At 65.7% G+C, this 25728-nt stretch carries 26 protein-coding genes; 8 read left to right on the top strand and 18 right to left on the bottom strand.

Annotated elements, in window-relative coordinates; translation table 11 throughout:
* Position 1 precedes the first annotated feature (1 nt).
* The gene (locus AC3WLE_RS21710; RefSeq protein WP_492320530.1) at positions 2 to 985 is read right to left on the bottom strand and encodes a DUF2092 domain-containing protein; all 984 of its coding nucleotides are present in this window, start codon (positions 983 to 985) and stop codon (positions 2 to 4) included.
* A gap of 441 nt (positions 986 to 1426) precedes the next feature.
* Between AC3WLE_RS21710 and AC3WLE_RS21715 the strand changes: the two genes are divergently transcribed.
* The 3 genes from AC3WLE_RS21715 (at position 1427) to AC3WLE_RS21725 (ending at position 4272) form a co-directional block, all read left to right on the top strand.
* The gene (locus AC3WLE_RS21715; protein WP_035815710.1) at positions 1427 to 2404 is read left to right on the top strand and encodes an ABC transporter substrate-binding protein; all 978 of its coding nucleotides are present in this window, start codon (positions 1427 to 1429) and stop codon (positions 2402 to 2404) included.
* A gap of 175 nt (positions 2405 to 2579) precedes the next feature.
* The gene (locus AC3WLE_RS21720; RefSeq protein WP_011615051.1) at positions 2580 to 3476 is read left to right on the top strand and encodes an ABC transporter permease; all 897 of its coding nucleotides are present in this window, start codon (positions 2580 to 2582) and stop codon (positions 3474 to 3476) included.
* Between the two features lies 1 nt (position 3477).
* A complete protein-coding gene (locus tag AC3WLE_RS21725) occupies positions 3478 to 4272 on the top strand; it encodes an ABC transporter ATP-binding protein (RefSeq protein WP_011615050.1) in 795 nt (264 codons plus the stop codon).
* A 94-nt stretch (positions 4273 to 4366) separates the two neighbouring features.
* Here the strand turns inward: AC3WLE_RS21725 and AC3WLE_RS21730 are convergent, their stop codons facing one another.
* The 3 genes from AC3WLE_RS21730 to AC3WLE_RS21740 form a co-directional block, all read right to left on the bottom strand.
* A complete protein-coding gene (locus AC3WLE_RS21730; protein ID WP_492357011.1) occupies positions 4367 to 5344 on the bottom strand; it encodes a Bug family tripartite tricarboxylate transporter substrate binding protein in 978 nt (325 codons plus the stop codon).
* A 143-nt stretch (positions 5345 to 5487) separates the two neighbouring features.
* On the bottom strand, positions 5488 to 6312 hold the full coding sequence (locus AC3WLE_RS21735) for a phosphate/phosphite/phosphonate ABC transporter substrate-binding protein (protein ID WP_492320527.1): 825 nt from the start codon (positions 6310 to 6312) through the stop codon (positions 5488 to 5490).
* Positions 6309 to 7310 (bottom strand): ornithine cyclodeaminase family protein, encoded by a 1002-nt coding sequence (locus AC3WLE_RS21740; protein ID WP_492320526.1) that lies wholly within the window; start codon positions 7308 to 7310, stop codon positions 6309 to 6311. Before AC3WLE_RS21740 ends, AC3WLE_RS21735 begins: the two co-directional genes overlap by 4 nt.
* A gap of 194 nt (positions 7311 to 7504) precedes the next feature.
* Between AC3WLE_RS21740 and AC3WLE_RS21745 the strand changes: the two genes are divergently transcribed.
* Complete coding sequence (locus AC3WLE_RS21745) at positions 7505 to 8392, top strand: LysR family transcriptional regulator (RefSeq protein WP_492320525.1); 888 nt, start codon at positions 7505 to 7507, stop codon at positions 8390 to 8392.
* A gap of 18 nt (positions 8393 to 8410) precedes the next feature.
* Here AC3WLE_RS21745 and AC3WLE_RS21750 read toward each other — a convergent pair whose 3' ends face one another.
* From AC3WLE_RS21750 to AC3WLE_RS21760, 3 genes are read right to left on the bottom strand one after another with little or no spacing between them, the layout of a single operon-like run.
* Positions 8411 to 8680, bottom strand: coding sequence for a hypothetical protein (locus tag AC3WLE_RS21750; RefSeq protein ID WP_492320524.1), 270 nt, complete (start codon positions 8678 to 8680; stop codon positions 8411 to 8413).
* Positions 8677 to 10089 (bottom strand): LutB/LldF family L-lactate oxidation iron-sulfur protein, encoded by a 1413-nt coding sequence (locus AC3WLE_RS21755; RefSeq protein WP_492357010.1) that lies wholly within the window; start codon positions 10087 to 10089, stop codon positions 8677 to 8679. The genes AC3WLE_RS21750 and AC3WLE_RS21755 overlap by 4 nt, the downstream gene beginning before the upstream one ends.
* A 29-nt stretch (positions 10090 to 10118) precedes the next feature.
* Complete coding sequence (locus AC3WLE_RS21760; protein WP_492357009.1) at positions 10119 to 10844, bottom strand: (Fe-S)-binding protein; 726 nt, start codon at positions 10842 to 10844, stop codon at positions 10119 to 10121.
* 235 nt (positions 10845 to 11079) lie between these two features.
* On the opposite strand from AC3WLE_RS21760, the gene AC3WLE_RS21765 reads away from it, so the two are divergent.
* The 3 genes from AC3WLE_RS21765 (at position 11080) to AC3WLE_RS21775 (ending at position 14182) form a co-directional block, all read left to right on the top strand.
* The gene (locus tag AC3WLE_RS21765) at positions 11080 to 11865 is read left to right on the top strand and encodes an IclR family transcriptional regulator (protein WP_013956405.1); all 786 of its coding nucleotides are present in this window, start codon (positions 11080 to 11082) and stop codon (positions 11863 to 11865) included.
* A 139-nt stretch (positions 11866 to 12004) separates the two neighbouring features.
* Positions 12005 to 12754, top strand: a complete 750-nt coding sequence (locus AC3WLE_RS21770) for a FadR/GntR family transcriptional regulator (protein ID WP_492320521.1) — start codon at positions 12005 to 12007, stop codon at positions 12752 to 12754.
* Between the two features lie 15 nt (positions 12755 to 12769).
* Positions 12770 to 14182, top strand: a complete 1413-nt coding sequence (locus tag AC3WLE_RS21775; protein ID WP_492320520.1) for an FAD-binding oxidoreductase — start codon at positions 12770 to 12772, stop codon at positions 14180 to 14182.
* 69 nt (positions 14183 to 14251) lie between these two features.
* Here AC3WLE_RS21775 and pbpG read toward each other — a convergent pair whose 3' ends face one another.
* The 5 genes from pbpG to AC3WLE_RS21800 form a co-directional block, all read right to left on the bottom strand.
* The gene (gene pbpG, locus AC3WLE_RS21780; protein ID WP_492357008.1) at positions 14252 to 15475 is read right to left on the bottom strand and encodes a D-alanyl-D-alanine endopeptidase; all 1224 of its coding nucleotides are present in this window, start codon (positions 15473 to 15475) and stop codon (positions 14252 to 14254) included.
* Between the two features lie 283 nt (positions 15476 to 15758).
* On the bottom strand, positions 15759 to 16481 hold the full coding sequence (locus tag AC3WLE_RS21785) for a nitroreductase (protein ID WP_492320518.1): 723 nt from the start codon (positions 16479 to 16481) through the stop codon (positions 15759 to 15761).
* The gene (locus tag AC3WLE_RS21790; RefSeq protein WP_492357007.1) at positions 16478 to 16957 is read right to left on the bottom strand and encodes an acyl-CoA thioesterase; all 480 of its coding nucleotides are present in this window, start codon (positions 16955 to 16957) and stop codon (positions 16478 to 16480) included. Before AC3WLE_RS21790 ends, AC3WLE_RS21785 begins: the two co-directional genes overlap by 4 nt.
* 56 nt (positions 16958 to 17013) lie before the next feature.
* On the bottom strand, positions 17014 to 17940 hold the full coding sequence (locus AC3WLE_RS21795) for a DMT family transporter (RefSeq protein WP_492351654.1): 927 nt from the start codon (positions 17938 to 17940) through the stop codon (positions 17014 to 17016).
* On the bottom strand, positions 17937 to 18857 hold the full coding sequence (locus tag AC3WLE_RS21800) for a histone deacetylase family protein (RefSeq protein ID WP_041687266.1): 921 nt from the start codon (positions 18855 to 18857) through the stop codon (positions 17937 to 17939). The genes AC3WLE_RS21795 and AC3WLE_RS21800 overlap by 4 nt, the downstream gene beginning before the upstream one ends.
* Positions 18858 to 19214: 357 nt before the next feature.
* On the opposite strand from AC3WLE_RS21800, the gene phaP1 reads away from it, so the two are divergent.
* Complete coding sequence (gene phaP1 / locus AC3WLE_RS21805) at positions 19215 to 19793, top strand: TIGR01841 family phasin PhaP1 (RefSeq protein WP_011615034.1); 579 nt, start codon at positions 19215 to 19217, stop codon at positions 19791 to 19793.
* A 241-nt stretch (positions 19794 to 20034) separates the two neighbouring features.
* Here phaP1 and amrS read toward each other — a convergent pair whose 3' ends face one another.
* The 6 genes from amrS to AC3WLE_RS21835 all read right to left on the bottom strand — a co-directional run.
* Entirely contained in the window at positions 20035 to 21123 is a 1089-nt protein-coding gene (gene amrS / locus AC3WLE_RS21810) for an AmmeMemoRadiSam system radical SAM enzyme (RefSeq protein WP_492357006.1), read from the bottom strand.
* Entirely contained in the window at positions 21120 to 21314 is a 195-nt protein-coding gene (locus AC3WLE_RS21815; protein ID WP_492320513.1) for a hypothetical protein, read from the bottom strand. The genes amrS and AC3WLE_RS21815 overlap by 4 nt, the downstream gene beginning before the upstream one ends.
* Before the next feature lie 93 nt (positions 21315 to 21407).
* Positions 21408 to 21845, bottom strand: a complete 438-nt coding sequence (locus AC3WLE_RS21820) for a universal stress protein (protein ID WP_492320512.1) — start codon at positions 21843 to 21845, stop codon at positions 21408 to 21410.
* Between the two features lie 313 nt (positions 21846 to 22158).
* Entirely contained in the window at positions 22159 to 23937 is a 1779-nt protein-coding gene (lpdA, locus tag AC3WLE_RS21825; RefSeq protein WP_492320511.1) for a dihydrolipoyl dehydrogenase, read from the bottom strand.
* A gap of 33 nt (positions 23938 to 23970) precedes the next feature.
* Entirely contained in the window at positions 23971 to 24648 is a 678-nt protein-coding gene (locus AC3WLE_RS21830) for an MFS transporter (RefSeq protein ID WP_492320510.1), read from the bottom strand.
* 73 nt (positions 24649 to 24721) lie between these two features.
* Positions 24722 to 25728, bottom strand: a 1007-nt coding sequence (locus AC3WLE_RS21835) for a dihydrolipoyllysine-residue acetyltransferase (RefSeq protein WP_492363592.1), incomplete at its 5' end; no start/stop codon positions are given.

A 25728-nucleotide genomic window follows, 5' to 3' on the forward strand; every position in this document is an offset into this window, starting at 1 on the left:
TTCACTGGGTCTTGAGCGGAACAAACTTGGCCTCACGGGCGCCCTGTGGCGGCGTGAAGTGAAAGACGGAATCCTTGAAAGCCGGCTTCAGCTTCCAGTCCAGCCAGGTCACCGACTGCGGACGTGCCTCGTCAGCCCGGTTGGTCATCACCACCTTGCGCGGCACCGGACGGTTGCCGCTTGCGATCCAGATCTGCCAGTCGACCGCCCCCTGGCGCAAGGCATAGTGATCGCAGAGCGTGCCATCGATGTAGTCGCTGCCCGCATACATGGCCGAGGTGATGTTGCCCACCGGTGCCGCGGGCGTTCCCCACAGGAACAGATCGCCGATCGGCACCTCGATCCCGAAGCGCTGGCGCAGATGAACGATCAGATCACCAAGGTTTTCCGTTACGCCGGCTGAGGCGTAGTACTTTTGCGCCGGCTGGTAAAGCGTAACGGTCTTGCCGTCGTAGATCAGGTCACGTTGCGCGCGCGCGCTTCGCATCTGCGCCCGCATCTTGTTGGGCCGGTCGATGTCGATCCTGGCGGTCGCCGTATGCTGCAGCTTCTGGCCATCGGCCAGGACACGCTCGCCGTCCAGGTCGATATCGACGCTGAAACGCTTCAGCGTCGACAGGTAGGTGCCCATCTTGTTCAGGGCCTGGATCACCGCCGGGTCCACGGCATTGGCTGCCGGCTTGCTGGCAGCCGCCGGTTCAGCTGAAGCCGCGGGCTGGACGGACGCGGACTGGGTGACCGGAGCCGAAGCCGTCGGCGCCAGGCTGCTGCACGCCGCAAGCGAGACCCCCAGCACGGCAATACTCAAGACACGATACATAGCGAACCTCACAGGTTTTGATGCCATCACGGAGGACAATGCATACCATCGCTCGCGCATCCAGCGCTGTGTCGTCCCGGCGCTGCCGCGGTGGATGAATGCTAGCTGATCTGAAATTCCGGATATCGATCGGAAGACATGAATCTTTTCGAAACGTGAATTCAAGATCCCCGCTTCGAGCGCCAATATGTGGCGCGTGCCGCATCGCTTTCCTCATGCCGGCGACAGTCGGGACTTCGAGGAGAGCCTCGACACCCGGATCGCGCAATTGCATGAAGATGTCGCCGCCGCAATCAGGGTAATCCACAGGCAAAATATGAATCCCGCGCAATAAAATGCGCCTCGATGGCGGATAGCGGGCGTCTGGCAGCATCCGATGCCCCACTTCCGCATGATGACTGTCCATTTCGTGCGCGGGAAGTGGTATCCTCGCAGGCTTATCGCTGTCGCATCCGACGCGCCCGCGCACGCTCCCTCCAGCCGCAGGAAGCCGCCGCGCCCGCCCGGACCGGCACTGTGCGCCAGCATGCGCACGGGCCAGGACAGCGGACCGAACCATCCGCGGCCGTATCCAATCCAGAACCGAGTTTCGGGGGAGAACAGATAATGAAATCCATCAAGGGTCTCGCAGCAACCAAGTCGATCCTGGGCGGCGCCGTGGCGCTGGCCTTGCTGTATGGCGGCGCCGTGCAGGCCCAGACCGTCAAGGTGCTGTCGATCGTCGACCACCCCGCGCTGGACGCCATCCGCGACGGCGTGCGCGCCGAACTGAAGGCCGCCGGCTATGACGCCGACAAGAGCCTGAAGTGGGAATACCAGAGCGCCCAGGGCAACACCGGCACCGCAGCGCAGATCGCCCGCAAGTTCGTCGGCGACAACCCGAACGCCATCGTTGCCATCGCCACCCCGTCGGCCCAGGCCGTGGTTGCCGCCACCAAGAGCGTGCCGGTGGTGTACTCGGGCGTGACCGATCCGGTCGCCGCGCAGCTGGTCAAGAGCTGGTCGGCCTCGGGCACCAACGTTACCGGCGTGTCGGACAAGCTGCCGCTGGACAAGCAGGTCGCGCTGATCAAGCGCGTGGTGCCCAAGGCCAAGACCGTGGGCATGGTCTACAACCCGGGCGAAGCCAACTCGGTGGTCGTGGTCAAGGAACTGAAGGAGCTGCTGGCCAAGGACGGCCTGACGCTCAAGGAAGCCGCCGCGCCGCGTACCGTTGACATCGGCCCGGCCGCCAAGAGCCTGATCGGCAAGGTCGACGTGATCTACACCAACACCGACAACAACGTGGTGTCGGCGTATGAGTCCCTGGTCAAGGTCGCCAACGAATCCAAGATCCCGCTGGTTGCCGCCGATACCGACAGCGTCAAGCGTGGCGCCGTGGCCGCGCTGGGCATCAATTACGGCGACCTGGGCCACCAGACCGGCAAGGTCGTGGTGCGCATCCTGAAGGGCGAGAAGCCGGGCGCGATCGCCTCGCAGACCAGCGACAACCTGGAACTGTTCGTCAACACGGGCGCCGCCGCCAAGCAAGGCGTCACGCTGTCGCCGGAGCTGGTCAAGGAAGCCAAGACGGTCATCAAGTAAGCAACAGCCAAGCACTGCCCCCTGCCGCCGCAAGACGGCGGGTGCCCGTCGGGCCTATCCGGCCCGACGGGACAGAACAGGGCGAGGCAGCCGGCAGCCCCACACGGGCGTGCCGGCCCACCCGCCCCGAAGGCGGCGCCAAGGCAGCCGCCAGCCCCTGCAACAGGATTCCCCCATGTCCCTCTTTTCCCTTCTGGGCGCCCTGGAGATCGGCCTGATCTTCAGCCTGGTGGCGCTCGGGGTGCTGATCTCCTTCCGCATCCTCAACTTTCCCGACCTGACCGTTGATGGCAGCTTTCCGCTCGGCGGCGCCGTCGCCGCGACGCTGATCGCCGCCGGCCAGGACCCGTTCATGGCCACTGCCGTGGCGATCGCTGCCGGCGCGCTGGCAGGCTTCATCACCGGCTGGCTCAATGTGCGCCTGAAGATCATGGATCTGCTCGCCAGTATCCTGATGATGATCGCGCTGTACTCGATCAACCTGCGCATCATGGGCCGCCCCAATGTGCCGCTGATCACCGAGCCCACGCTGTTCACCATCCTGCAGCCCGAATGGCTGCCTGACTACGTGCTGCGCCCGCTGGTGCTGCTCGTGGTGGTGGTGGTGGCCAAGGTCGGCCTGGACTGGTTCTTCAGCTCGCAGCTGGGCCTGGCGATGCGCGCCACCGGCGCCAACCCGCGCATGGCCCGCTCGCAGGGCATCCCTACCGGCCGCGCCACGCTGGCCGGCATGGCGCTGTCCAATGCGCTGGTGGCACTGGCCGGCGCGCTGTTCGCGCAGACCCAGGGCGGCTCCGATATCTCCATGGGCATCGGCACCATCGTGATCGGCCTGGCCGCGGTAATCATCGGCGAAACCATCCTGCCGGCACGCCGCCTGATCTGGACCACGCTGGCCGTGGTGCTGGGCGCCATCCTGTACCGCTTCTTCATCGCACTGGCACTGAACAGCGACTTCATCGGCCTCAAGGCGCAGGACCTGAACCTGGTGACCGCAGCGCTGGTGACGATCGCGCTGGTGCTGCCGGCAACCCGCAAGAAGCTGTTCGCCCGCAAGAACGGAGGTGCCTGAGATGCTGCGCGCACAAGACCTGAAACTCACCTTCAACCCGGGCACCCCGATCGAGACCCGCGCCCTGCGCGGCCTCAGCCTGGAGATCCCGAGCGGCCAGTTCGTGGCCGTGATCGGCTCCAACGGCGCCGGCAAGTCGACCTTCCTGAATGCGATCAGCGGCGACCAGATGGTCGACTCGGGCCGCATCACCATCGATGACACCGACGTCACGCGCCAGCCCGCATGGGACCGCGCCCACCTGGTGGCCCGCGTGTTCCAGGACCCGATGGCCGGCACCTGCGAGGCGCTGACGATCGAGGAGAACATGGCCCTGGCCATGGCCCGCGGCAGCCGCCGCGGCTTCCGCCCGGCGCTGAACCGCACCTCGCGCGAGCTGTTCCGCGAGAAGCTGCGCCTGCTCAACCTGGGCCTGGAAAACCGCCTGACCGACCGCATCGGCCTGCTCTCCGGCGGCCAGCGCCAGGCGGTGAGCCTGCTGATGGCTTCGCTGCAGCCGTCGCGCATCCTGCTGCTGGACGAGCACACCGCCGCGCTGGACCCGAAGACCGCCGCCTTCGTGCTGGAGCTGACCGCGCGCATCGTCGAGGAAAGCAAGCTGACCACGATGATGGTGACGCACAGCATGCGCCAGGCACTGGACTACGGCCAGCGCACGGTGATGCTGCACCAGGGCCAGGTGGTGCTGGACGTGTCCGGCGACAAGCGCAAGGGGCTGGATGTGCCGGACCTGCTGAAGATGTTCGAGCAGACCCGCCACGAGCAGCTGGACGACGACGCGCTGCTGCTGGGTTGAAGAAGACCTGTAGCGATTAAAAAACGGGGAGCTTCGGCTCCCCGTTTTGTTTTGATATGTGCGCCGGCTAGTAGCGCTACCTCGCCTTCAACCCTCAATCGATCGTGATGTTCCGCTGGCGAATCACGCCGGCCCAGCGCGTGCTTTCCTTCTGGATGGCAGCGGCAAGCTGCTGCGGCGTGCCGCCGGCCGCCGCCATGCCCAGCGTGGCCAGTCTTTCCTTGAGCTCGGCGTCGGCCAGCACGGCATCGACATGCTGGCTGAGCTTGCGCACGATTTCCGCGGGCGTACCGGCCGGCGCCATCAACGCGTACCAGGAAACCGCCTCGAACTTCGGGAATCCCTGTTCGGCAATGGTCGGCACCTCGGGCAGGATCGCCGAACGTCTGGCGCTGGCAACCCCCAGCGCGTGCAGCTTGCCGGCCCGGATATACGGCAACGCCACGGAAAGCGGCGCGAACATCATCGTCACCTGGCCGCCGACCACATCGGTCATCGCCGGACTGATGCCCTTGTACGGGACGTGGTTCAGCTTGATATGGGCATCGAGCTGCAGCAACTCGCCCGCCAGGTGGGCCTGGCTGCCCGCGCCGGGCGACGCGAAGCTCAGCTCGCCCGGTTTCTGCGTGGCCAGCTTGCGCAGGTCCGCCAGCGACCGGGCCGGCGTTGCCGCATTGACCACCAGCACGTTTTCGGCGGTGGCCAGCATTGCCACCGGCGCCAGGTCTGCCGGCTTGTACGGGAGATTAGGCATCAGCGTGGGGTTCACCGCAATATTGCCCACCGGTACGACGGCCAGGGTATAGCCGTCAGGCGCGGCCTTGGCCACCATGTCGACGCCGATGGTGCCCGCCGCGCCGGCCTTGTTGTCGACCAGCACGCTCTGGCCAGTGGCCTTGGCGATGCCCTCGCCAACCGCCCGGCCGAGCACATCGGCCGGGCCGCCGGCAGCAAACGGCACCACGATCCGCACCGGCTTGGCGGGATAGCCCTGCGGCTGGGCAAGCGCGGGCGGGGCCGCGAGCCACGGCGCGCAGGCCGCCACGCAGGCGAGCACGCAACGCATGGCCATACGCCGCAGATCTGCTCGTACGGCGGGCTTTACAGCATGTTCTACAGCGGGTTTCACAGTGGAAATCATTACAGTTCCCCTATTCGGCAGTTATCAGGCTTGGCTCCCCCACCGCGCCGGCAGTCTGGTTATCGTGCACCGGTTCAAGACGGCTGCATGCCGGCATCGGTCAATGCAAATCCCGCCTGGTCGGCTTCGCGCGCCATGGCGGGCAACACTGCGTAGTCGGAGGGCCGCACCGCGGCAAAGCGTGCCAGCCCCAACATGGCCAGCAGATCCGTCCCCGCTGCGTCTTCATGCAGCGTCAGCAGCGCAGTACGCACGCGCGCGCTCTGCCACGGATCGATCTGCGCCGCGGCCACGAGCGGCGGGATCGGCGCGGCTTTGGTGACCTCCAGCGTTCTCAGCTGCGCCACGAGCGCGGGCTCGAAGCGGCGCAGCAGGTCCAGCACGTAGCTGTCGACCACACCCACGTCGGCACGCCCGGCGATCAGCGCTTCGATGACTTCGCGCGGCGTCGGCGTGGTCACCTCGGTCGCCCGGTACAGCGCGCGCGTGCCCGCCGGCGCCAGCCGCATCAGGTGGTGGCGTGGTGCGTTGTAGCCCGAGTTTGACTCAGGCAGCATGCATGCCAGCCGTCCGCCGAAGGTCAGCGCCAGCGTCTGCGCCGATGCATCGGCGCGCACGATGAACTCGGTGAAATACACCGGGCGCCCGCCGTAGCGCGGCAGCGACGGCACCGGCGCCGCCAGCAGTTGCGGCGAGGCCGGCGCGCTGGCATAGGGATAGCCGCACATGAACACGCAGCCACAATCCGGCCGCGCCCATAGCGCGCTGACCGGGGCGGGTGCTGCGTGCTCGACATACGGCAGGTCCACGCCGGCGCACTCGGCCACGTGCGCCAGCAGCGCACGCCATGCCTGCCCGGCCGGCGTGCTCACCGAGTACATGCGAGCGTTGGCGATCATGCGTAGACCAGCCTCTGGCCCAGCCCGCGGCTTTCGGCCTTCTTCAGGATGGCGTGGCCCAGCGCAATATCGCTCAGGGACAGCCCGCGGTGCCAGAACAGGTTGGTCTCGTCATCGCTCTGGCGGCCCGGCTTGCGCCCTGCGGCGATTTCGCCCAGTTCGGCATAAAGCGTCTGCTCCGACAGCTTGCCGGCTTCCACATGCGCGCGCAGCGAGCCAAACATGCCCCCCTTGCACTGCCCCCAGTCGTCCACCACCAGCTTGGCCATGATGTCGGTCAGCGACAGCTCGACCGCGCTCATGGTGCCGTAGGGCACGACAAAGGCACCGCGCTTGATCCATTCGGTCTTGAGCATCGGCGTCGGGCGCTCCAGGCGCGAAGCCTCGACCACAATGTCGGCATCGCGCACGCATGACTCCCAGTCTTCGGTCACCACGATCTTCTTGCCGAGATCGCGCTCCAGCCGCGCGGCGAAGGCATTGCGGCTTTCCGGGCGGCGCGAGTGCACGCGGATCTCGTCGAAGTCGAACAGGCTGTCGAGCAGGCGCACGTTCCAGTAAGAAGTGCCGCGCGCCCCGATATGGCCCAGCACCTTGCTGTTGCGGCGCGCCAGGTGCTTTGCCCCGAGCGCGGTAAGCGCGCCGGTGCGCGCATCGGTGATGAAGGTGGCATCGATCATCGCCACCGGAGCACCGGTACGCGGATCGAACAGGTTGAGCATCGCCATTTCCGATGGCAGGCCAAGCTTGTAGTTGTCGACGAAGTCACCCACGATCTTGACGCCGGCCAGCCCCAGCGGCGCCACGTAGCCGCGCAGCACATTGAAGTGGCCGTTGAAGGCGGGGTCGGGAATCAGGTGCACGCGCGGCTCGATCACGGTCTGCCCGTTGCCTTGCGCCACCAGTGCTTGCTCGACCGCGTCCAGGATCTCGGCGTCGGCCATTTCCAGGCGTGCGATGTCCTTGCCGTTGAGATAGGTGAGATGGATGTCGCTCATACAGTCCTTTCCTCCAGGGTTATGCCGGCACACTGCCGGTGCCTCTTGCACCGCATCGCGGCCGCCGCGCTTCCATGTGGTGCCGTGCCTGCGTTGCAAAGGCTCGGCGTGTTTCGATGGAATTCAGTGTAGGTATGGCGCCATTGACTGTCATATGCTTATATGTCCGCCAGCCTTAACATCAGGTTAATGCCATGAAAATGAACCTGCGCCAGATCGAGGTGTTCCGCGCGGTCATGCTGACCGGCTCGATCAGCGGTGCGTCCAAGCTGCTGTATGTGTCGCAGCCGGCAATCAGCCGGCTGATGTCGCACACCGAGCAACGCCTTGGACTGGAATTGTTCCGCCGCACCAAGGGACGGCTTTACCCCACGCCGGAGGCGCGGCGCTTGCTGGGGGAAGTGAATGCGGTCTACGAAGGCATCGAGCGCGTCAACGAGATCGCCGAAGACCTTGCCGCCAACCGCACCGGCAGCCTGCGCATCTCATGCAGCCCCAACCTGGGCCAGACCGTGTTGCCGCGTGCAATCGCCGGCTTCCGCGCGGCGCACCCGGCGGTGCGGGTGGTGGTGCGTACGCAGATTCCGGGCAATATGCTGCGCGCGGTACTGTCGGGGCAGGTGGATCTGGCGGTGTCGAACATGCCGCTGGTGCATCCCAACCTGGAAGCACGACTGCTGGTGAAGAACCCGATCGTGGCCTTGGTGCCGGCAGGGCACCCGCTGGCCGCGCGCAAGTGGGTGCGCCCGGCCGACCTGATCGGCGAAGACCTGATCGGCTACGGGCCGGACGTCCCGTTCGGCCTGCTGGTGCATGAGATGTTCGGCAACGAGGGCGACCAGCCCGATATGCGCGTCCAGGTTGAACAGGCGCATGTGGCGCGCGCGCTGGCGCAGGCCGGCGCCGGCATCGCGCTGGTCGACGCCATGACCGTGTTTGGCGCGGCCTGGCCCAATATTTTCGCGGTGCCGGTGCGCACCAAGGTCAATGCCTCAGTGCAGATTTTCCATATGCAGACCGAGCCGCTGTCGCGGCTGTCGCTGGAATTCGTCGATACGCTGACGGCGATGATGAAGCGCTGACGCGCTGAGTGGCTGGCGTCAGACCGTCGCGGCCTTGTCCAGCCAGCGCCCCATCTGCTCCGTCACCGCCGTGCTGGAGAACGAGCAGCTGTCCTGCGCAAACACCGCGGACATCTCCATCCGGCGCAGCAGCTCCTCCATCGCCTGCCCGTAGACCGGCGGCAGCGCCAGCCCGCTGCCGGCTTCGCGCCAGGCGCGCACCAGGTCGGCGGCGGGCATCGATCCCGCCAGGTGCTGGTCCAGTGCGGCACGCATGCGCGCCAGGGCTTCGCGGTTGGTTGCGCTCATGAACGTGCCCTCCTTTCCTTGTACAGTTCGCGGAACGTGCGGCCCGACGGGGCCGGCATGTCGCGGGTTTCGGTCCAGCCCTTGCCCGCCATCGGCAGGCTGGCAATCAGCTTGTTGCTGCCGCCCATGCGGCCCAGCAGCCAGGCGCCGATGCGAGTGGCAAAGGCGTACAGCTCCGGGCGCTTGGCGACGTAGCCCCACACCTGCAGCGCGAAGCGTTCCTGCCACGGGCGCAGCCCGCGCTCCATCTGCTTCTCGCGCAGCTTGCGCAGCAAGTCGGACAGCGGGATCGAGGCCGGACACACGCGGTTGCACTCGCCGCACATGGTCGCCGCCTGCGGCAGGTCGATCGCATTGGCGAGGCCGACATAGCTCGGCGTCAGCACGCTGCCCATCGGGCCCGGGTAGACCCAGCCATAGGCATGGCCGCCGATCTTCTGGTACACCGGGCAATGATTCATGCAGGCGCCGCAGCGGATACAGCGCAGCATCTCCTGGAAGTCGCCGCCGATCAGCCCGGTGCGGCCGCCATCGACCAGCACGAAGTACATATGCTCGGGGCCGTCGCGCTCGCCCTCGGCGCGCGGGCCGGTCAGCAGCGAGAAGTAGTTCGAGATGGCCTGGCCGGTGGCCGAGCGCGGCAGCAGGCGCATCACCGTGGCCAGGTCTTCCAGCGTCGGCAGCACCTTTTCGATGCCGGTCACGGCCACGTGCACGCGCGGCAGCACCGTGCACATGCCTTCGTTGCCCTCGTTGGTGACCACCGCCACCGAGCCGGTCTCGGCAATGATGAAGTTGCCGCCGGTGACGCCCATGTCGGCGCTCAGGAACTCGGGCCGCAGCACTTCGCGGGCCTCGCGCGTCATCTCCGGGATCTCGGTCAGCCGCGGCTTGTGGTGGACCCTGGCGAACAGGTCGGCGATCTCGTCCTTGTCCTTGTGCACCACCGGCGCAATGATGTGCGACGGCGGTTCCGAGTCGTTGATCTGCAGGATGTATTCGCCCAGGTCGGTCTCGATGCTCTGCACGCCCATCTCGCCCAGCACCTGGTTCAGGCGCATTTCCTCGGTCACCATGGACTTGCTCTTGATGACCCTCTTCACGCCGTGCTTCTGCGCGATCTCGGCCACCAGGCGCGCGGCATCGGCGGTGGTCTCGGCAAACAGCACCGTGGCGCCGCGCCTGGTCGCGTTCTCTTCGAAGGTGGCGAGCCAGACGTCGAGGTTTTCCAGCGCGCGGTTGCGGCGCTCTTTCAGTGCCTCGCGCGTGGCGTCGAAGTCGATGTCGAGGATCGCGTCGGCGCGGGCCGTGACGAACTTGGTCGAAAGCTTCTTCAGGTTCTGCTGCAGGCGCTGGTCGGCCAGCTTCTGGCCGGCGCGCGCCTTGAATTCCATGCTGTGGACTTGCATCGTGGCGATTCCCCGGATTTCAGCGGATGTCAGGCGTCGCCCGCCAGCACCTGGGCGATATGCAGCACGCGCGTGCTGCTGTCGCCGGTGCGGCGCAGGCGGCCTTCGATATTGAGGATGCAGCCCAGGTCGCCCAGCACCACCGTATCGGCGCCGCTGGCCTTGATGTTGGCGCACTTCTCGTCGACGATCGCAGTCGAGATATTGCCGTACTTGACCGAGAAGGTGCCGCCAAAACCGCAGCAGGCTTCGCAATCCTTCATTTCGGTCAGCTGCACGCCCGGCAGCCGCGACAGCAGCTCGCGCGGCTGCTGCTTGACGCCCAGCTCGCGCAGGCCGGAACAGGAATCGTGGTAGGTGACATGGCCCGAGAACGACGACGGCAGCGTCTGCACCCTGGCCACGTTGACCAGGAAATCCGTCAGCTCGAACACGCGTCCGCGCAGGCGCTCGTAGCGGCCGTTGAGTTCGGGATCGTTGTGCAGCAGGTCGCCGTAATGCTGCCGGATCATGCCGCCGCAGCTGCCCGACGGCACCACGATGTAGTCGAACATCTCGAACTCGCGCAGGAATTTCTCCGCGAGGTCGCGCGACACCGCGCGCTCGCCCGAGTTGTAGGCCGGCTGGCCGCAGCAGGTCTGCGCCTCGGGCACCATGACCTCGTAGCCGGCGGCTTCCAGCAGCTTGAGCACCGAAAACCCGATTTCCGGACGCATCAGGTCCACCAGGCAGGTGGCGAACAGACCAACTCGCATTGTCGACTTCTCCAGACCCCGAAACCCCGCAATTATGCGCGTTTGCGTCGCACGTGGCGCACAAACCGTTCAGCAAGGGCGTGAATCCGGTGCAATGCACATCACTTCCGGGAGCAACATCACCGGGCGATTCTTACGGTAATGTCATTTCACCTATTGAAATTTTCACAATGCGAGATAGAATCAGGCAGACGCTTAAAAATGCCGCAAGGCAACATTTCTCTTTTTTCCATCTATGTCCGACGCAGACAAGTCACCCGGCAAGACGTCCATCCAGGTCATCGAGCGCATGATGACCCTGCTGGACGCGCTCGCGCAGCACGCCGACCCGGTCAGCCTGAAAGAGCTGTCCCTGGCCACGGGGCTGCATCCCTCCACCGCCCACCGCATCCTCAACGACATGGTGGCCTGCCGCTTTGTCGACCGTTCCGATCCCGGCAGCTACCGGCTCGGCATGCGGCTGCTGGAACTGGGCAACCTGGTCAAGGCACGCCTGTCGGTGCGCGACGCGGCGCTGGCGCCGATGCGCGCGCTGCACCGCGTCACCGGCCAGACCGTGAACCTGTCGGTGCGCCAGGGCGATGAAATCGTCTACATCGAGCGCGCCTACAGCGAGCGCTCGGGCATGCAGGTGGTGCGCGCCATCGGCGGCCGCGCGCCGCTGCACCTGACCTCAGTCGGCAAGCTGTTCCTGGCCGCGGACGAAGCCGCGCGCGTGCGCAACTACGCCACCCGCACCGGGCTGGCCGGGCATACGCGCACCTCGATCACCGACCTGACCAAGCTCGAGCGGGAGCTCAGCTGGGTGCGCTCCAACGGCTATGCGCGCGACAACGAAGAGCTGGAACTGGGCGTGCGCTGCATTGCCGCCGGCATCTATGACGACTCGCGCCGGCTGGTTGCCGGGCTGTCGCTGTCGGCGCCGGCCGACCGGCTGCAGGACAGCTGGCTGCAAAACCTGAAGGACACGGCGCTGCAAATCTCGCGCGGCATGGGCTACGTGACCGAAGCCGCCGCCTGAAGACCGAATCGCCGGCCACCGCCAACGCGCGGGCTGCCATCATGGCAGTCCGCGCGTTTTGCTTTGGGGCTGCGGCCATCTCAATTCAATGGTTTACCCTTAGTTTTCAGATAACCAGCAAACCTTATAATCGGCTCCCATGCGAACCCGTGCCGTCACCCTCACCGAACAGGTCACCCGCCAGCTGCGCGCCGATATCGAAAGCGGCGCTTACCCGGTCGGCAGCCGGTTGCCGACCGGCAGGCAGCTGGCCGAGCAGTACGGCGTCAGCGCCGCGGTGATCCGCGAAGTCACCGAGCACCTGCGTTCGCAGGGCTTCGTCGAGTCACGCCAGGGCGTCGGCTGCACGGTGCGCTCGCGTACCGGCGCGGCGGGATTCCAGCTGCCACGCGAACCCGATATCGACGCCAGCGGGCTGGCCGACCTGTACGACCTGCGCATCGACCTGGAAGGCGCCGCCGCGGCGCTGGCCGCCGTGCGCCGCACCGATGTGGACGTGGCCGCACTGAGTGCACTGCTGCAGCGGCTGCGCGCTCATCTCTATGACCCGCAGCCGGCGGCCGATATCGACGCCGCCTTCCATATCGGCATTGCCGCCGCCACGCACAACCCCTACTACCGCCAGCTGCTGCAGTACCTGAACCTGCAGCTGCATCAGGCCGTGGCCACCGCGCGCGCCAATACGCTGCGCCAGGCAGGCCTGGCCGAGACCGTGCATGCCGAGCATGAAGCGATCGTCGATGCCATCCGCCGTGGCGATGCCGCGGCCGCCCGCGCGGCCGCGGTGATGCACCTGCAATGCGCGGCGCGCCGGCTTGGCCTGGCGCTGCGCGCGCGCGCCGATGAAGCGTCGCCAGCGCACGCAGCCAGCTCCCCTTCCCTTTCCTGAGACGACACCGCCATCATGCAAACCGGCCAATTCGCCCAGCGGCTCACCGAGGCCCTCGGCGCCGACACCGTCCTGACCAACCCCGACGACATCGCCCCGTGGCTGTCCGACTGGCGCGGCATCTATCGCGGCCAGGCCCAGGCCGTGCTGCGGCCGCGCACCGTGGACGAAGTCTCGCGCGCGCTGGCGCTGTGCCAGCAGGCCGCGGTGCCGGTGGTGCCGCGCGGCGGCAATACCGGCCTGTGCGGCGGCGCCACGCCCGATGCACAGGCGCGGAACGTGGTGCTGAGCCTGGACCGCATGAACGCGGTGCGCTCGCTCGACACCATCGCCAACACCATGGTTGCCGAGGCCGGCTGCATCCTCGGCAACCTGCGCCGCGCGGCGCAAGACGCCAACCGGCTGCTGCCGCTGTCGCTGGCCGCCGAAGACTCGTGCCAGATCGGCGGCAACCTTGCGACCAATGCCGGCGGCGTGAACGTGGTGCGCTATGGCATGGCGCGCGAACTGGTGCTGGGCGTGGAAGCGGTGCTGCCCAACGGCGAGGTCTTCCATGGCCTGCGCACGCTGCGCAAGGACAATACCGGCTATGACCTGAAGCAGCTGCTGGTCGGCTCCGAAGGTACGCTTGGCGTAATCACCGCGGCCGCGCTGCGGCTGTTCCCGCGCACCGACACGCGCAGTGTGGTGCTGGCGGCGGTGGCCTCGCCGGCGCAGTCGCTGGCACTCTATGAACTGCTGTTTGAGCAATGCGGCGCGCGCCTGCAGGCGTTCGAATTCTTTACCGGCGATTGCCTGGACCTGGTGCTCACGCACGCAGAGGGCGTGCAGGAGCCGTTCGCGCAACGCTACCCCGCCTACGTACTGGTGGAACTGGCCGACACCACGGACGAAGATGCGCTGAACGCGTTGCTCGAACGCGTTATCGGCGAAGCGCTGGAGCGCGAGCTGTGCCTCGATGCAGCCGTGTCTGCCTCACTCGCACAATTGCAGGCGCTGTGGAAACTGCGCGAGGAAATCTCCGAGGCGCAGCGCGCCGACGGCCCGCACCTGAAGCACGACATCTCGCTGCCGATCGAGCAGATCCCGGCCTTCATGACCTCGATGGAAACGCGGCTGCGTGGGCTCGATCCCGCCATCCGGCCCTTTATCTTCGGGCACTTCGGCGACGGCAACCTGCACTACAACCTGTCGCGCCCGGCCGGCGCGCCCAAGGACTGGGCGGCCACGCAAGGCGATGCGGTGACCGACGCGGTGCTGGACGAAGTGATGCGCTACGGCGGCAGCATCAGCGCCGAGCATGGCATCGGCCAGCTCAAGCGCCATGCCTTCCTGGCCATGAAGGACCCGCTGGAACTGCGGCTGATGCGCGAGATCAAGGCCGTGTTCGACCCGGCCGGGATCATGAACCCAGGCAAGCTGCTCTGACGGCCGCGGCCGCCAGAAAGAAAAACGCGCCGTGGCACGGCGCGTTTTTTTCTGGTCAGGCATTCCGTATCAGATGCCGCGCGACTGCTGCGAAGCCAGGATCGCGTGCGCGCCGCCCGGAACCTGTGTCAGGTTCGGCGACGACGGGAAACCACGCTGCGGCGACGATGGCGACGGCGCATGCTCCAGCCAGTCCTTGACGCGGTTGGCATCGGCAAAGCGCGACAGCTTGCCGGCCGAGTCCAGGAACACCATCACCACGTTGCGGCCCTGGACCTTGGCCTGCATCACCAGGCACTGGCCGGCTTCGGAGATAAAGCCGGTCTTCTGCAGGCCGATCTCCCAGTTGCCGCCGCGCACCAGGCGGTTGGTGCTGACGTAGTGCTGGGTGCGGCCCAGCACGTTGACCTCATGCTCGGTCTGCGTCGAGAACTCGCGGATGGTCGGGTTGCGGTACGCCGCGTTGACCATGCGCACCAGGTCCGTCGCGCTCGACACATTGCTGCTCGACAGCCCGCTGGAATCGACGAAGTGGCTGTCGTTCATGCCCAGCTCGCGGGCCTTGCGGTTCATCGCCTGGACAAAGGCCGGCAGGCCGCCCGGGTAGTTGCGGCCCAGCGCCGACGCAGCGCGGTTCTCAGACGACATCAGCGCCAGCAGCAGCAGCTCCTGGCGCGTCAGCTGCGTACCAAAGCGCAGGCGCGAGCCGCTGTGCTTTTCGGTGTCGCGGTCTTCCTCGGAGATGGTCAGCACTTCGTCCATCGGCAGGCGGGCGTCCATCACCACCAGCGCGGTCATCAGCTTGGTGATCGAAGCGATCGGCAGCACCGCACTGGCGTTCTTCTGGAACAGCACCTCGTTGGAGTTCTGGTCCATCACCAGTGCCACGCTGGAACGCAGTGCCAGCGCGTCGTCGGTGTCGCGCAAGCCCATGGCTTCGCCCAGCGACGGCTTGGCCGGGGTGAAGGCGGCGCGCACGGGTGCGGCGCGCTGGGCCACGACGGTATGGCGCTTGCCATTTTTCAGCACCACCACTTTGCGTGTGCTGCTTGCTTCGCGCTTGGCAACCTTGCCGCTACGCGAGCTCTTGGCAACAGCCTTCGAAGCACTCTTTTTCTCGGCGTTAACCGATTTTGCCTGCTTTTTGGACGTTTTTTGGGTAGTTGCGGACTTGGTGGCCGCTTCGGCCACAGGTGCCGCGACCATCGACACCGATACCAGGACCGCAGTGGCAACAGCGGACAGGGGTGCGGAGCCGAAGAATCTGGAAAAAATGGAATCAGACCGGAACATGATTCGTTCAGCGCATAGGAATGGCGCTAGTGTAGGAAAGAAAGAAATTGTTAGCAAGATTAAAGACTTACAGACGCTCCTTAAAGTTCGATTTGCAAACATTTCCACATTGTGGAAAAAGCAACCAAAAGGTCACGTTTGCATGCGAACCGCCTCTGGCTTGCCCCAGGCGTACCCGGGTTCACCTTGCTGCCCCTTGGAACACTCCCAGCCAATACACGGACGTCGTCTTGTATATCGGCACTCATCGTTACACATTGATACAAACTTTTCTCAAACTTTGCTATGAGAGGAAACGCGCGAACCCGCTGACCGGCTCACGTTCCGTCATCAGTTGGTTCTCGATCGCTTCCGGGTCGGCAAAACCCAGTGACATGCCGCATACCACCATTTCCTCCGGTGGCAGCCGCAGGTGGCTGCCAATGATCTTGTGGAACTGCGTGAACGCCGCCTGCGGACAGGTATCAAGTCCGCGCGCCCGGGCGGCGACCATGATGCTTTGCAGGAACATGCCGTAGTCCAGCCAGCTGCCCTGCTCCATGATGCGGTCGATGGTGAAGATCATCCCCACCGGCGCATCGAAGAAACGGAAATTGCGCGCGTGCTGCTCATGCATGCGCGCCTTGTCTTCGCGGCTGATCTCAAGCAGCCCGTACAGGTCCCAGCCCACCTTGCGCCGCCGCGACAAGTAGGGATCAGCCCACTCGCGTGGGTAGTACGGATACTCTTCCAGGTACTTGCTGTCGCGCTCGGGGTCTTCGTAAGCGCCCAGCACATCGGCGCACAGCTTGGCCTTGGCCTCGCCGGACAGCACATAGACGCGCCACGGCTGCGTATTGGTGCCCGACGGCGCACGGCTGGCTACGGCCAGGATTTCTTCGACGGTCCGGCGCGACACCTGCGTATCGAGAAAGGCCCGCACCGAACGCCGCGTCAGGATCGCGCGATCCACGCAGTCCACGGCATCCTGCGAACCGAATTGCACCTCGTGGGACATCTTGTTCATCTCCTGTTGCCCCGTTCTTCCCCTTGCCCGCCCGTCACCGCGTCGGTCATCACCAACGGCAGCAGCGCCTCGCGCAGCGGCTCCGGCAACGGCACCGGCCGGCGCGTGGCGCGATCGACATAGACGTGGATGAAATGCCCCTGCGCGGCGGCGGTCTCGTTGTCGCCGCTGAACAGCCCGACCTCATAGCGCACGCTCGACGTACCCAGCCTTGCCACGCGCAGGCCGGCCACCACGGTCTCGGGAAAGCTCAGCGACGAGAAGTAGTTGCACTGCGTCTCGATCACCAGCCCGATCGTGTCGCCCGACGTGACATCGAGCACGCCCTGCCGGATCAGGTAGGTATTCACCACGGTATCAAAGTAACTGTAGTAGACAACGTTGTTAACGTGGCCATAGACATCGTTATCCAACCAACGCGTGGTGATCGGCTGGAAGTACGGATAGGCACTGCGCGACTCGGCTTGCGGTTTCATGAGACGTGGACGGGACAGGATGGGATAGGAATACTGAAGTAGCCGCATACGCGACACTACCGGCGGATGACAAGTGCGACACCAAGCGCCGCGAGCACCATCCCGGCAGCGGCCAGCGGCGGAAAGCGCTCACCGAAGAGCAGCCAGGCCATCACCGCGGTAGTGGGCGGCGTCAGGTACATCAGGCTCGACACCTTGGTGGCCGCGCCCCGCCGGATCAGCAGGAACAGCAACGAGATCGCGCCGATCGACAGCGCCACCACCGACCACGCCATGGCACCAAGCATCGCGGCACGCCACTGCACTGCGCGGGTTTCAAAGAGGAACATGAACGGCACGCACGCAAGTGCCGCCGCGGCGAACTGGATCACCGAGCCCATGCGCAGGTCGAACACCGGGCAGAAGTGCTTCTGGTAGACCGTGCCGACGGTGATGCTGAGCAAGGCGCCACCCGCCAGTGCCAGGCTTGCCGGTGTGAGTCCGCTGGCACCGAGCTTGTTGGCCACCACCAGCGCCACGCCGGCGATGCCGAGCAGCAGGCCCAGCCACTGGCGCGCGCCGATGCGCTCACCCATGCGCGTGGCGATCAGCGCGGTCAGGATCGGCTGCATGCCGACGATCAGCGCCGATACGCCGGCAGGCATGCCAAGCTTGATCGCAGCCCAGACGCCACCGAGGTAGCCCGTCTGCAGCAGCAGCCCCGCTACGGCGATATGCCCGACCGCGCGCCAGTCCGTTTGCGCCTTGCCTGGCAGGCGCGGCAGCGGCACGCGCGCCAGCAGCACGAATGGCACCATCAGCACCACCACGCCGGCAAAGCGCAGGAACAGGAAGGTCATCGGCTCCGCATACGGCATGCCGTATTTGGCGACGATAAAGCCGGTGCTCCAGATCAGCACGAACAGCCACGGCATCGACGCCACCCACAGCGTGGTGCGGGCGCTTGACGCTGCTGCGCCGCCTTGCTCCATCACGCCGCTCATGTGGCCAGCAGCGCCTGTGCATGGCGCGCGTGATATTGCGCGGCCAGGCTTACGGTCTGCGCGTGGACCGCAACCGTGTCCTCGATCTGGTTGCCGTAGCCGCCCGCCATCGCCACCGCCACCGGCAACTGGCGTGCATGCGCGGCATCGAACACCAGCCGGTCGCGCCGTGCCAGGCCCGCCAGGGTCAGCCTGAGCCGCCCGAGGCGATCGCCCTCATGCGGATCGGCGCCGGCCAGGTAGATGATCAGCTCGGGATCGAAGCGGCTGAACAGCGTGTCCAGCGCCGCCTGCAGCGCCTGCGCATAGGTGTCGTCGTCGCAGCCGTCCGGCAGGCCGACGTCCAGGTCGCTGGCCTCCTTGCGGAACGGATAGTTCTTCTCGCCATGCAGCGACAGCGTGAACACGGACGGATCGCCTTGCAGGATCGACGCGGTGCCGTTGCCCTGGTGCACGTCCAGGTCGACCACGGCCACGCGGCGCACGGCGCCATCGCGCTGCAGCACGCGCGCCGCAATCGCGGCATCGTTGAACACGCAGAAGCCGCCGCCCTTGTCGGCATACGCATGGTGGGTGCCGCCCGCCAGGTTCACGGCAATGCCTTCGCGCAGCGCCGTCCGGCAGGCCTCGATGGTGGCGCCTGCGGAGCGCCGCGAGCGTTCCACCATGGCCTCGGACCACGGGAAGCCGATCTCGCGCTGGCGCGCCGCGTCGAGCGTGCCGGCTGACGCGGCCTGCACGTACCCGGGCGTGTGCGCCAGCAACAAGGCATCGTCGCCCGCGCGCGGCGCCTCCACCAGGCGCAGCCCCGGCACCTGCGCCGCGACGGCATCGCGCAGCATGCTGTACTTGCGCATCGGGAAACGGTGCCCGGGTGGCAGTGGCAGCACAAAATGGTCGGCGTAGAAAGCGAGCATGGAAGTGGCCTGGGCGGTTCTGTTCACGTCTTTGTTGGTTCCCGGCGCGGCCAGCCGTGCGGGCGCGGGCAATCTGCGATGTTAGCACCCCTGCCCGGCCATCGCCGGAGCCCCCCGGAGTGGCGTCACAGCCGCACCCGTGTATCGCCAGCAACGTTGTTTGTGCATTGCACAAAATCCGCTTGACATTGAATCGCGCAGCTCTAAAATAGGAATTGTTGCGGCGCACCAAATAAAAAATGCGCCTTGACCCACCCACACGCCTGGGCTGGCCGAATCGGGCACAACACCGTCACGGCCCTGACATCTAGGCGGCTTAATTTGCTAGACCTTGAAGTTCACCACTGGAGACCAGCAATGATCCTCACCCCGGAACAAGTTGCAGCAGCGCAAAAGGCCAACCTCGAAACGCTGTTCGGCCTGACCACCAAGGCGTTTGAAGGCGTCGAAAAGCTCGTCGAGCTGAACCTGCAGGTCGTCAAGACTTCGTTCGCAGAAGGCGTTGACAACGCCAAGAAGGCGCTGTCGGCCAAGGACGCGCAGGAACTGCTGGCCATCCAGGCCGCAGCCGTGCAGCCGGTTGCCGAAAAGACCCTGGCCTACACCCGCCACCTGTATGAAATCGCTTCGGAAACCCAGAGCGAGTTCACCAAGGTAGCTGAGGCCCAGCTGGCCGAAGGCTCGAAGAACGTGCAAGCGCTGGTCGAGAACCTCGCCAAGAACGCCCCGGCCGGTTCGGAATCGACCGTGGCCATCGTGAAGTCGGCAATCTCCGCTGCCAACAACGCCTACGAGTCGGTGCAGAAGGCGACCAAGCAAGCGGTCGAAATCGCTGAAACCAACTTCCAGGCTGCGGCAACGGCTGCCACCAAGGCTGCCCAGCAAGCCAGCGCCACGGCCCGTACGGCCACGGCGAAGAAGACGACGGCTGCCTGATAGCTGCCTGCGTTGAAGATGGACCGGCTGCGGCCGGTCCGTTGGCAAAGCATATCGACGCCTGGCGTTTGCGGTGTGCTTTGCCAACGATGAAGGTAGTGCCCGGACTGAGCTGCATCGGCGCTGCCTTGTCTGCCGATGTCTCCTCGGTACCGCGGTCTCCTTGTCCAAAGGTATCGTTAAACCCGACCTCTACAGGTCGGGCTTTTTTTTGTTCTTCACCTTTCCACCAGCTTGCGCCCTATTCCCCGATGCGCACAGGAATCCGCCGCCGCCCGAACTGACGCTCAAAATTCCCGAAACGTCCCGCAATCTGCGCAAGGCAGTCCGGGCAAGTTCCCGTGGGAGTCAGGCGATAGCTTTCGATCGCGTGCCAGTCGCGCACGATGAGCTGCGCGCGGCAAGCGGGGCAATGGGTGGTGGCACCGGCGGTGTCGTGGACGTTGCCGGTGTAGACGTAATGCAGTCCCTCCGCCAGCGCGTGCTTGCGGGCGCGCACAAGGGTGGAACATGGTGTCGGCGGCACGTCGCGCATCTTGTAGTCCGGATGGAATGCGGTGAAGTGCAGCGGCACGTCGGGACCAAGCTCCCTGGCAATCCACCGGGCCTCGGCGCGAATCTCGTCATCGCTGTCGTTCTTGCCGGGAATGAGCAGCGTCGTGATCTCGAGCCAGACATCGGTTTCGTGCTTCAGGTACTGGAGCGTCTCCAGTACCGGCTGCAGGTGCGCCCCGGTGAAGGCAACATAGAACGCGTCGCTGAAGCCTTTCAGGTCGACGTTTGCCGCATCCATCCTGGCGTAGAAATCACGCCGCGCCTCGGCGCCCATATATCCTGCGGTCACCGCCACCGCCTTGATGCCCAGTTCGTGGCAGGCATCGGCTATGTCCATGGCGTACTCGGCGAAGATCACCGGGTCGTTGTAGGTGAAGGCCACGCTCTTGCAACCGTGCGCCGCCGCCGATGCGGCGATCGCTTCGGGCATGGCCGCATCGGCCAGGGTCTCCATCTCGCGCGATTTACTGATATCCCAGTTCTGGCAGAACTTGCAGGCCAGGTTGCAGCCGGCCGTGCCGAACGACAGGACGGCGGAGCCCGGGTAGAAGTGGTTGAGCGGCTTCTTTTCGATGGGGTCGATGCAGAAGCCCGACGAGCGGCCATAGGCGGTCAGCACCATCCGATCGCCGACCCGCTGGCGCACGAAGCAAGCGCCGCGCTGCTCGCCATGCAGGCGGCAGTGGCGCGGGCACAGGTCGCATTGCATGCGGCCGTCATCCAGGAAATGCCAGTAGCGGCCGGCATAGCTCCCTGAACCGGGCACATCCTTCATAAATGGTCCTTGTGCGGCTTGCTGATCACGGTTACCGACAAGACATCCAGGTCGAAGAACGGGCTGTCCGCCGGAGGCGGGGGCAATCCGGCACCCCATCCGGCGATGGCATGCTTGATGTACTCTGCCATCTGCTCGTCGGCAACGTCCCTGGGCTGGTCGATCATCACGACATAGCGGCGAGTGCTCATGGCAGATCCTTTATGGCGCCCATGACAGGCAACCATGGTGGCATCACGAACGTATCCGGCGTCATCAATGCCGGCGGCCCATTCACGCGACATCTAGCGATAGACCAGCACCGGAATCTTGCTGTGGGTCAGTACCTTCAGGGTTTCGCTGCCAATCAACAGCCCCTTCACACCCCGGCGCCCATGAGACGCCATGACAATCAGGTCACAATCGTTTTCTTCTGCAGCCTTGATGATGGCATCGTAGGGATGATCGTCGACCACGCTGCTGGTGTCGCAGGGCACGCCTGCCGCGGCGGCCTCTCGCGCGATGCCGTCGAGGTATTTCGATGCGTCCTCGAGGACAGCCTCTTCGAACTGCTCTCGCGTGTCGGTGAGCATTTCGGTGTGGTAAGTCGTGATGTGAAAATCCGGGCAGGCGCGCAGCGCCGTAATGCTGGCCTGCGTCTCCTGCGCGAACGCCAGTGCCTTGCGAAAGGCCGCTTCGGCCAGAGCGGAGCCGTCTACCGCAACAAGAAGATGCCTGAACACGTCGTGCCTCCTTGTCAGCTGAACGGTAGCCACCGGGGGCCACCGGATCCCGCCAGCAGGCATCCGGCAGCGATCGGCCGCGCCCGAATATGCAGCGCCGGCCTCGGTCGCCTTGGGGTGCATGGCGGCTGAATTCAGTATAGGCAGCGAAGGTCTTGCACCTCCTGTCGCAATCTGCACCTTGGCCGCCGACGCGAGCGGTGCTGGCAGGCAGACCTCGCGGACGCCGGCAAATGCTGGCTGTTAATTGCATAATTGGCGATGAGAAAGCCCGCCTGGCCAGGCGGGCTTTCTCGCTTGCAGCGAACGGCGCTCAGCGCTTGCGCGGCGGCGGCACGTCAGTACACGTACCTTCATAGATCTCCGCCGCCATGCCGATCGATTCACCCAGCGTCGGGTGCGGATGGATGGTCTTGCCGATATCCACCGCATCGGCGCCCATCTCGATCGCCAGGCAGACCTCGCTGATCAGGTCGCCCGCATGCGTGCCGACGATGCCGCCGCCGATCACGCGATGGGTTTCCTCGTCGAAGATCAGCTTGGTGAAGCCTTCGTCGCGGCCGTTGGCGATGGCGCGGCCCGAAGCCGCCCAGGGGAACACGCCCTTGCTGTACTTGATCCCCTTCTCCTTGCACTCGTCTTCGGTCAGGCCGGCCCAGGCCACTTCCGGATCGGTGAAGGCCACCGACGGGATCTGCTTGGCATCGAAGTAAGCCTTCTCGCCATGCGCGGCCTCAGCGGCAACGTGGGCTTCATGCACCGCCTTGTGCGCCAGCATCGGCTGGCCGACGATATCGCCGATCGCAAAGATATGCGGCACATTGGTGCGCATCTGCTTGTCGACGTTGAGAAAGCCGCGCTCGCTCACGGCCACGCCGGCCTTCTCTGCGCTGATGCGCTTGCCGTTGGGCGAGCGGCCCACCGACACCAGCACCAGGTCGTAGCGCTGCGGCTCGGCCGGCGCGGCCTCGCCTTCGAACTTGACGTAGATGCCGTCCGGTTTGGCTTCCACGCCGACGGTCTTGGTCTTCAGCATGACCTTGCCGAAGCGGTCCTTGTTCTTCTTTTCCCAGACCTTGACCAGGTCGCGGTCAGCGCCGTTCATCAGGCCGTCGAGCATTTCCACGACGTCGATGTCGGCACCCAGCGTGCTGTACACCGTGGCCATTTCCAGGCCGATGATGCCGCCGCCGATGACCAGCATCTTGTTAGGCACTTCGGGCAGCTCCAGCGCGCCGGTCGAGTCGACGATGCGCGGATCTTCCGGAATGAACGGCAGTTTCACCGCCTGGCTGCCGGCAGCGATGATGGCCTTCTCGAAGCGGATCACGGTCTTCTTGCCGGTGCTGCGCTTGCCCTCGCCTTCGGTCAGCTCGACCTCCATGTGATGCGGGTCGAGGAAGTTGCCGATGCCGCGCACCACCTGCACCTTGCGCGCCTTGGCCATGCCGGCCAGGCCGCCGGTGAGCTTGCCGACCACCTGGTTCTTGTAGTGGCGCAGGCCGTCCAGGTCGATCTTGGCTTCGCCGAAGAGGATGCCGTGGGCGGCCAGCGCCTTGGCTTCGTCGATCACCGCGGCATTGTGCAGCAGCGCCTTGGACGGGATGCAGCCCACGTTCAGGCAGACGCCGCCAAGCGTGCTGTAGCGCTCCACCAGCACGGTATTCATGCCCAGGTCTGCGGCGCGGAAGGCGGCCGAGTAGCCGCCGGGGCCGGCGCCCAGCACCAGCATCTCGCACTGGATATCGGCGCCACCGCTGTGGCTGGCGGCAGCAGGAGCCGGGGCCGCCGCCGCGGGTGCGGGAGCCTGCGCCGGTGCCGGAGCTTGCGCGGGCGCCGGGGCGGCCGCGGCCTGCTGGGCCTCGATGGTGCAGATCACCGCGCCCTGGCCGACCTTGTCGCCGACCTTGACCTTGACCTCGACCACCTTGCCGGCGGCCGACGACGGCACGTCCATGCTGGCCTTGTCGGATTCCAGCACGATCAGGGACTGTTCCACCTCGACCGTGTCGCCGGCCTTGACCAGCACCTCGATCACTTCCACCGCGTCGAAATCGCCGATATCCGGCACCTTGACTTCGATCACACTCATGTTTGCTCCTCTATGCGCGCCCGCCTCTCGGCTTCAGGGCGCGCCGTCGTTGTTGGTTGCCACGCTGTCGGGTGCCGTACTGCCGGTTGCCGGATTGCCGCCCGAGGCACCGCCAGGCGCCGGCGCCGGTGCGGCGTCACCCTCGTGCAGCCGCACGGTGTGCACCTCGATCGGCCCCGCCGAACTCTTGTCGAACTCCACGCCTGCATCGACGCCGATGCGCGCGATCTCGCCCGCATCCAGGTCCGGCCGGTCATAGACCGCATGCATCGCGCCCAGCGCGTAGTTGCGGCCCGAGCCGATACCCCAGAAGCGGTCGAACGAAAACACCTCGCGGTACGAGTAGACGCCGAAGATGCCCGCCGGATTGGCGATCAGGCATACGATCTGCGACGACTCGTAGGGATCGTCCTCGTCTTCCTTGGTGTTGACGTAATAGTCCGACTTCAGCTTCTCATGCACCTTCAGGAAGGTGCGGAACACGTCATCGCGCGAGCCCAGCCGGCACTCTTCGCCAAGCCCCGCCAGCAGCGTGCGCATGACCGGGAAGTGCGCGGTGGTCCCGGCCAGCGCGATAAAGCCATCGCCCACCGGGAACACCTTCTGGTTGCGCTCATAGGCGCGCGACAGGCGCGTGTCGCCAAAGGTCACCAGCGCGTCTGCCGCGATGGCCACCTCGGCGCCCTTCCTCACGACCACGCAGGTAGTCATGGCTCGCTCCCGGTTGCGCGTGGTGCGCCGGGGCGGGCAGGCCGACGGCCTGGCCTGCCCGGCGCAACCCCGCTTACAGCAGGATCCGGCGGAAATCCGCCAGCAGTTGCCCGAAGTACGTGTTGAAGCGCGCCGCTTCGGCACCGTCGATGACGCGGTGGTCCCACGACAGCGACAGCGGCAGCGTCAGGCGCGGCGCGAACTGCTTGCCGTCCCACACCGGCTTCTGGTACGACTTGCACACGCCCATGATGGCCACTTCCGGCGCGTTGATGATCGGCGTGAAATATGTGCCGCCGAGGCCGCCCAGCGAAGAGATCGAGAAGCAGCCGCCCTGCATCTGGTCCGGCTTGAGCTTGCCGTCGCGGGCCAGCTTGGCGAGCTCGCTCATTTCCTGGCTGATCTCCAGCACGCCCTTCTTGTCGGCGTCCTTGATCACCGGCACGACCAGGCCGTTCGGGGTGTCGGCGGCAAAACCGATGTTGAAGTACTTCTTCAGCACCAGGTTGTCACCATCGAGCGACGCGTTGAAGTTCGGGAACTTCTTCAGCGCCGCCACCGTGGCCTTGATCATGAACGCCAGCATCGTCACCTTGATGCCGGACTTCTCGTTTTCCTTGTTCAGCTGCAGGCGGAAGGCTTCCAGCTCGGTGATGTCCGCTTCGTCATGGTTGGTGACGTGCGGGATCATGACCCAGTTGCGGTGCAGGTTGGCACCCGAGATCTTCTTGATGCGCGACAGGGCCTTGCTTTCGACCTCGCCGAAGCGGGTGAAATCGACCTTCGGCCACGGCAGCAGGCCGAGCTCGCCACCACCGGCGCCAGCCGCGGCGGCCTGTGCGGGCGCGGCGGCCTGGCCGCTCATCACGCCCTTGACGTAGCCCTGCACGTCTTCCTGGGTGATACGGCCCTTGGGGCCGGTGCCCGGCACGCGCGACACGTCCACGCCCAGCTCGCGTGCGAACTTGCGCACCGAGGGGCTGGCGTGGGCGGCCTTGCCGGTTACGCCAGCGGCGGCCGGCGCGGCAGCAGGTGCTGCGGCCGGTGCCGGGGCGGCGGCTGCGGGGGCCGGTGCCGGTG

The organism is Cupriavidus sp. FW306-1B-F12B, from assembly GCF_058781795.1.

Coding starts and splice junctions, on each gene's coding strand:
- AC3WLE_RS21790 (WP_492357007.1), bottom strand. CDS start 16,957: ATGAAACCGCAAGCCGAGTCGCGCAGTGCCTATCCGTACTTCCAGCCG.
- AC3WLE_RS21815 (WP_492320513.1), bottom strand. CDS start 21,314: ATGAGCACTCGCCGCTATGTCGTGATGATCGACCAGCCCAGGGACGTT.
- AC3WLE_RS21795 (WP_492351654.1), bottom strand. CDS start 17,940: ATGAGCGGCGTGATGGAGCAAGGCGGCGCAGCAGCGTCAAGCGCCCGC.
- AC3WLE_RS21750 (WP_492320524.1), bottom strand. CDS start 8,680: ATGAGCGCAACCAACCGCGAAGCCCTGGCGCGCATGCGTGCCGCACTG.
- AC3WLE_RS21760 (WP_492357009.1), bottom strand. CDS start 10,844: ATGCGAGTTGGTCTGTTCGCCACCTGCCTGGTGGACCTGATGCGTCCG.
- AC3WLE_RS21735 (WP_492320527.1), bottom strand. CDS start 6,312: ATGATCGCCAACGCTCGCATGTACTCGGTGAGCACGCCGGCCGGGCAG.
- AC3WLE_RS21770 (WP_492320521.1), top strand. CDS start 12,005: ATGCGAACCCGTGCCGTCACCCTCACCGAACAGGTCACCCGCCAGCTG.
- AC3WLE_RS21800 (WP_041687266.1), bottom strand. CDS start 18,857: ATGCTCGCTTTCTACGCCGACCATTTTGTGCTGCCACTGCCACCCGGG.
- AC3WLE_RS21755 (WP_492357010.1), bottom strand. CDS start 10,089: ATGCAAGTCCACAGCATGGAATTCAAGGCGCGCGCCGGCCAGAAGCTG.
- AC3WLE_RS21785 (WP_492320518.1), bottom strand. CDS start 16,481: ATGAACAAGATGTCCCACGAGGTGCAATTCGGTTCGCAGGATGCCGTG.
- lpdA (WP_492320511.1), bottom strand. CDS start 23,937: ATGAGTGTGATCGAAGTCAAGGTGCCGGATATCGGCGATTTCGACGCG.
- AC3WLE_RS21730 (WP_492357011.1), bottom strand. CDS start 5,344: ATGGCCATGCGTTGCGTGCTCGCCTGCGTGGCGGCCTGCGCGCCGTGG.
- phaP1 (WP_011615034.1), top strand. CDS start 19,215: ATGATCCTCACCCCGGAACAAGTTGCAGCAGCGCAAAAGGCCAACCTC.
- AC3WLE_RS21745 (WP_492320525.1), top strand. CDS start 7,505: ATGAAAATGAACCTGCGCCAGATCGAGGTGTTCCGCGCGGTCATGCTG.
- AC3WLE_RS21765 (WP_013956405.1), top strand. CDS start 11,080: ATGTCCGACGCAGACAAGTCACCCGGCAAGACGTCCATCCAGGTCATC.
- amrS (WP_492357006.1), bottom strand. CDS start 21,123: ATGAAGGATGTGCCCGGTTCAGGGAGCTATGCCGGCCGCTACTGGCAT.
- AC3WLE_RS21830 (WP_492320510.1), bottom strand. CDS start 24,648: ATGACTACCTGCGTGGTCGTGAGGAAGGGCGCCGAGGTGGCCATCGCG.
- AC3WLE_RS21775 (WP_492320520.1), top strand. CDS start 12,770: ATGCAAACCGGCCAATTCGCCCAGCGGCTCACCGAGGCCCTCGGCGCC.
- pbpG (WP_492357008.1), bottom strand. CDS start 15,475: ATGTTCCGGTCTGATTCCATTTTTTCCAGATTCTTCGGCTCCGCACCC.
- AC3WLE_RS21720 (WP_011615051.1), top strand. CDS start 2,580: ATGTCCCTCTTTTCCCTTCTGGGCGCCCTGGAGATCGGCCTGATCTTC.
- AC3WLE_RS21740 (WP_492320526.1), bottom strand. CDS start 7,310: ATGAGCGACATCCATCTCACCTATCTCAACGGCAAGGACATCGCACGC.
- AC3WLE_RS21725 (WP_011615050.1), top strand. CDS start 3,478: ATGCTGCGCGCACAAGACCTGAAACTCACCTTCAACCCGGGCACCCCG.
- AC3WLE_RS21715 (WP_035815710.1), top strand. CDS start 1,427: ATGAAATCCATCAAGGGTCTCGCAGCAACCAAGTCGATCCTGGGCGGC.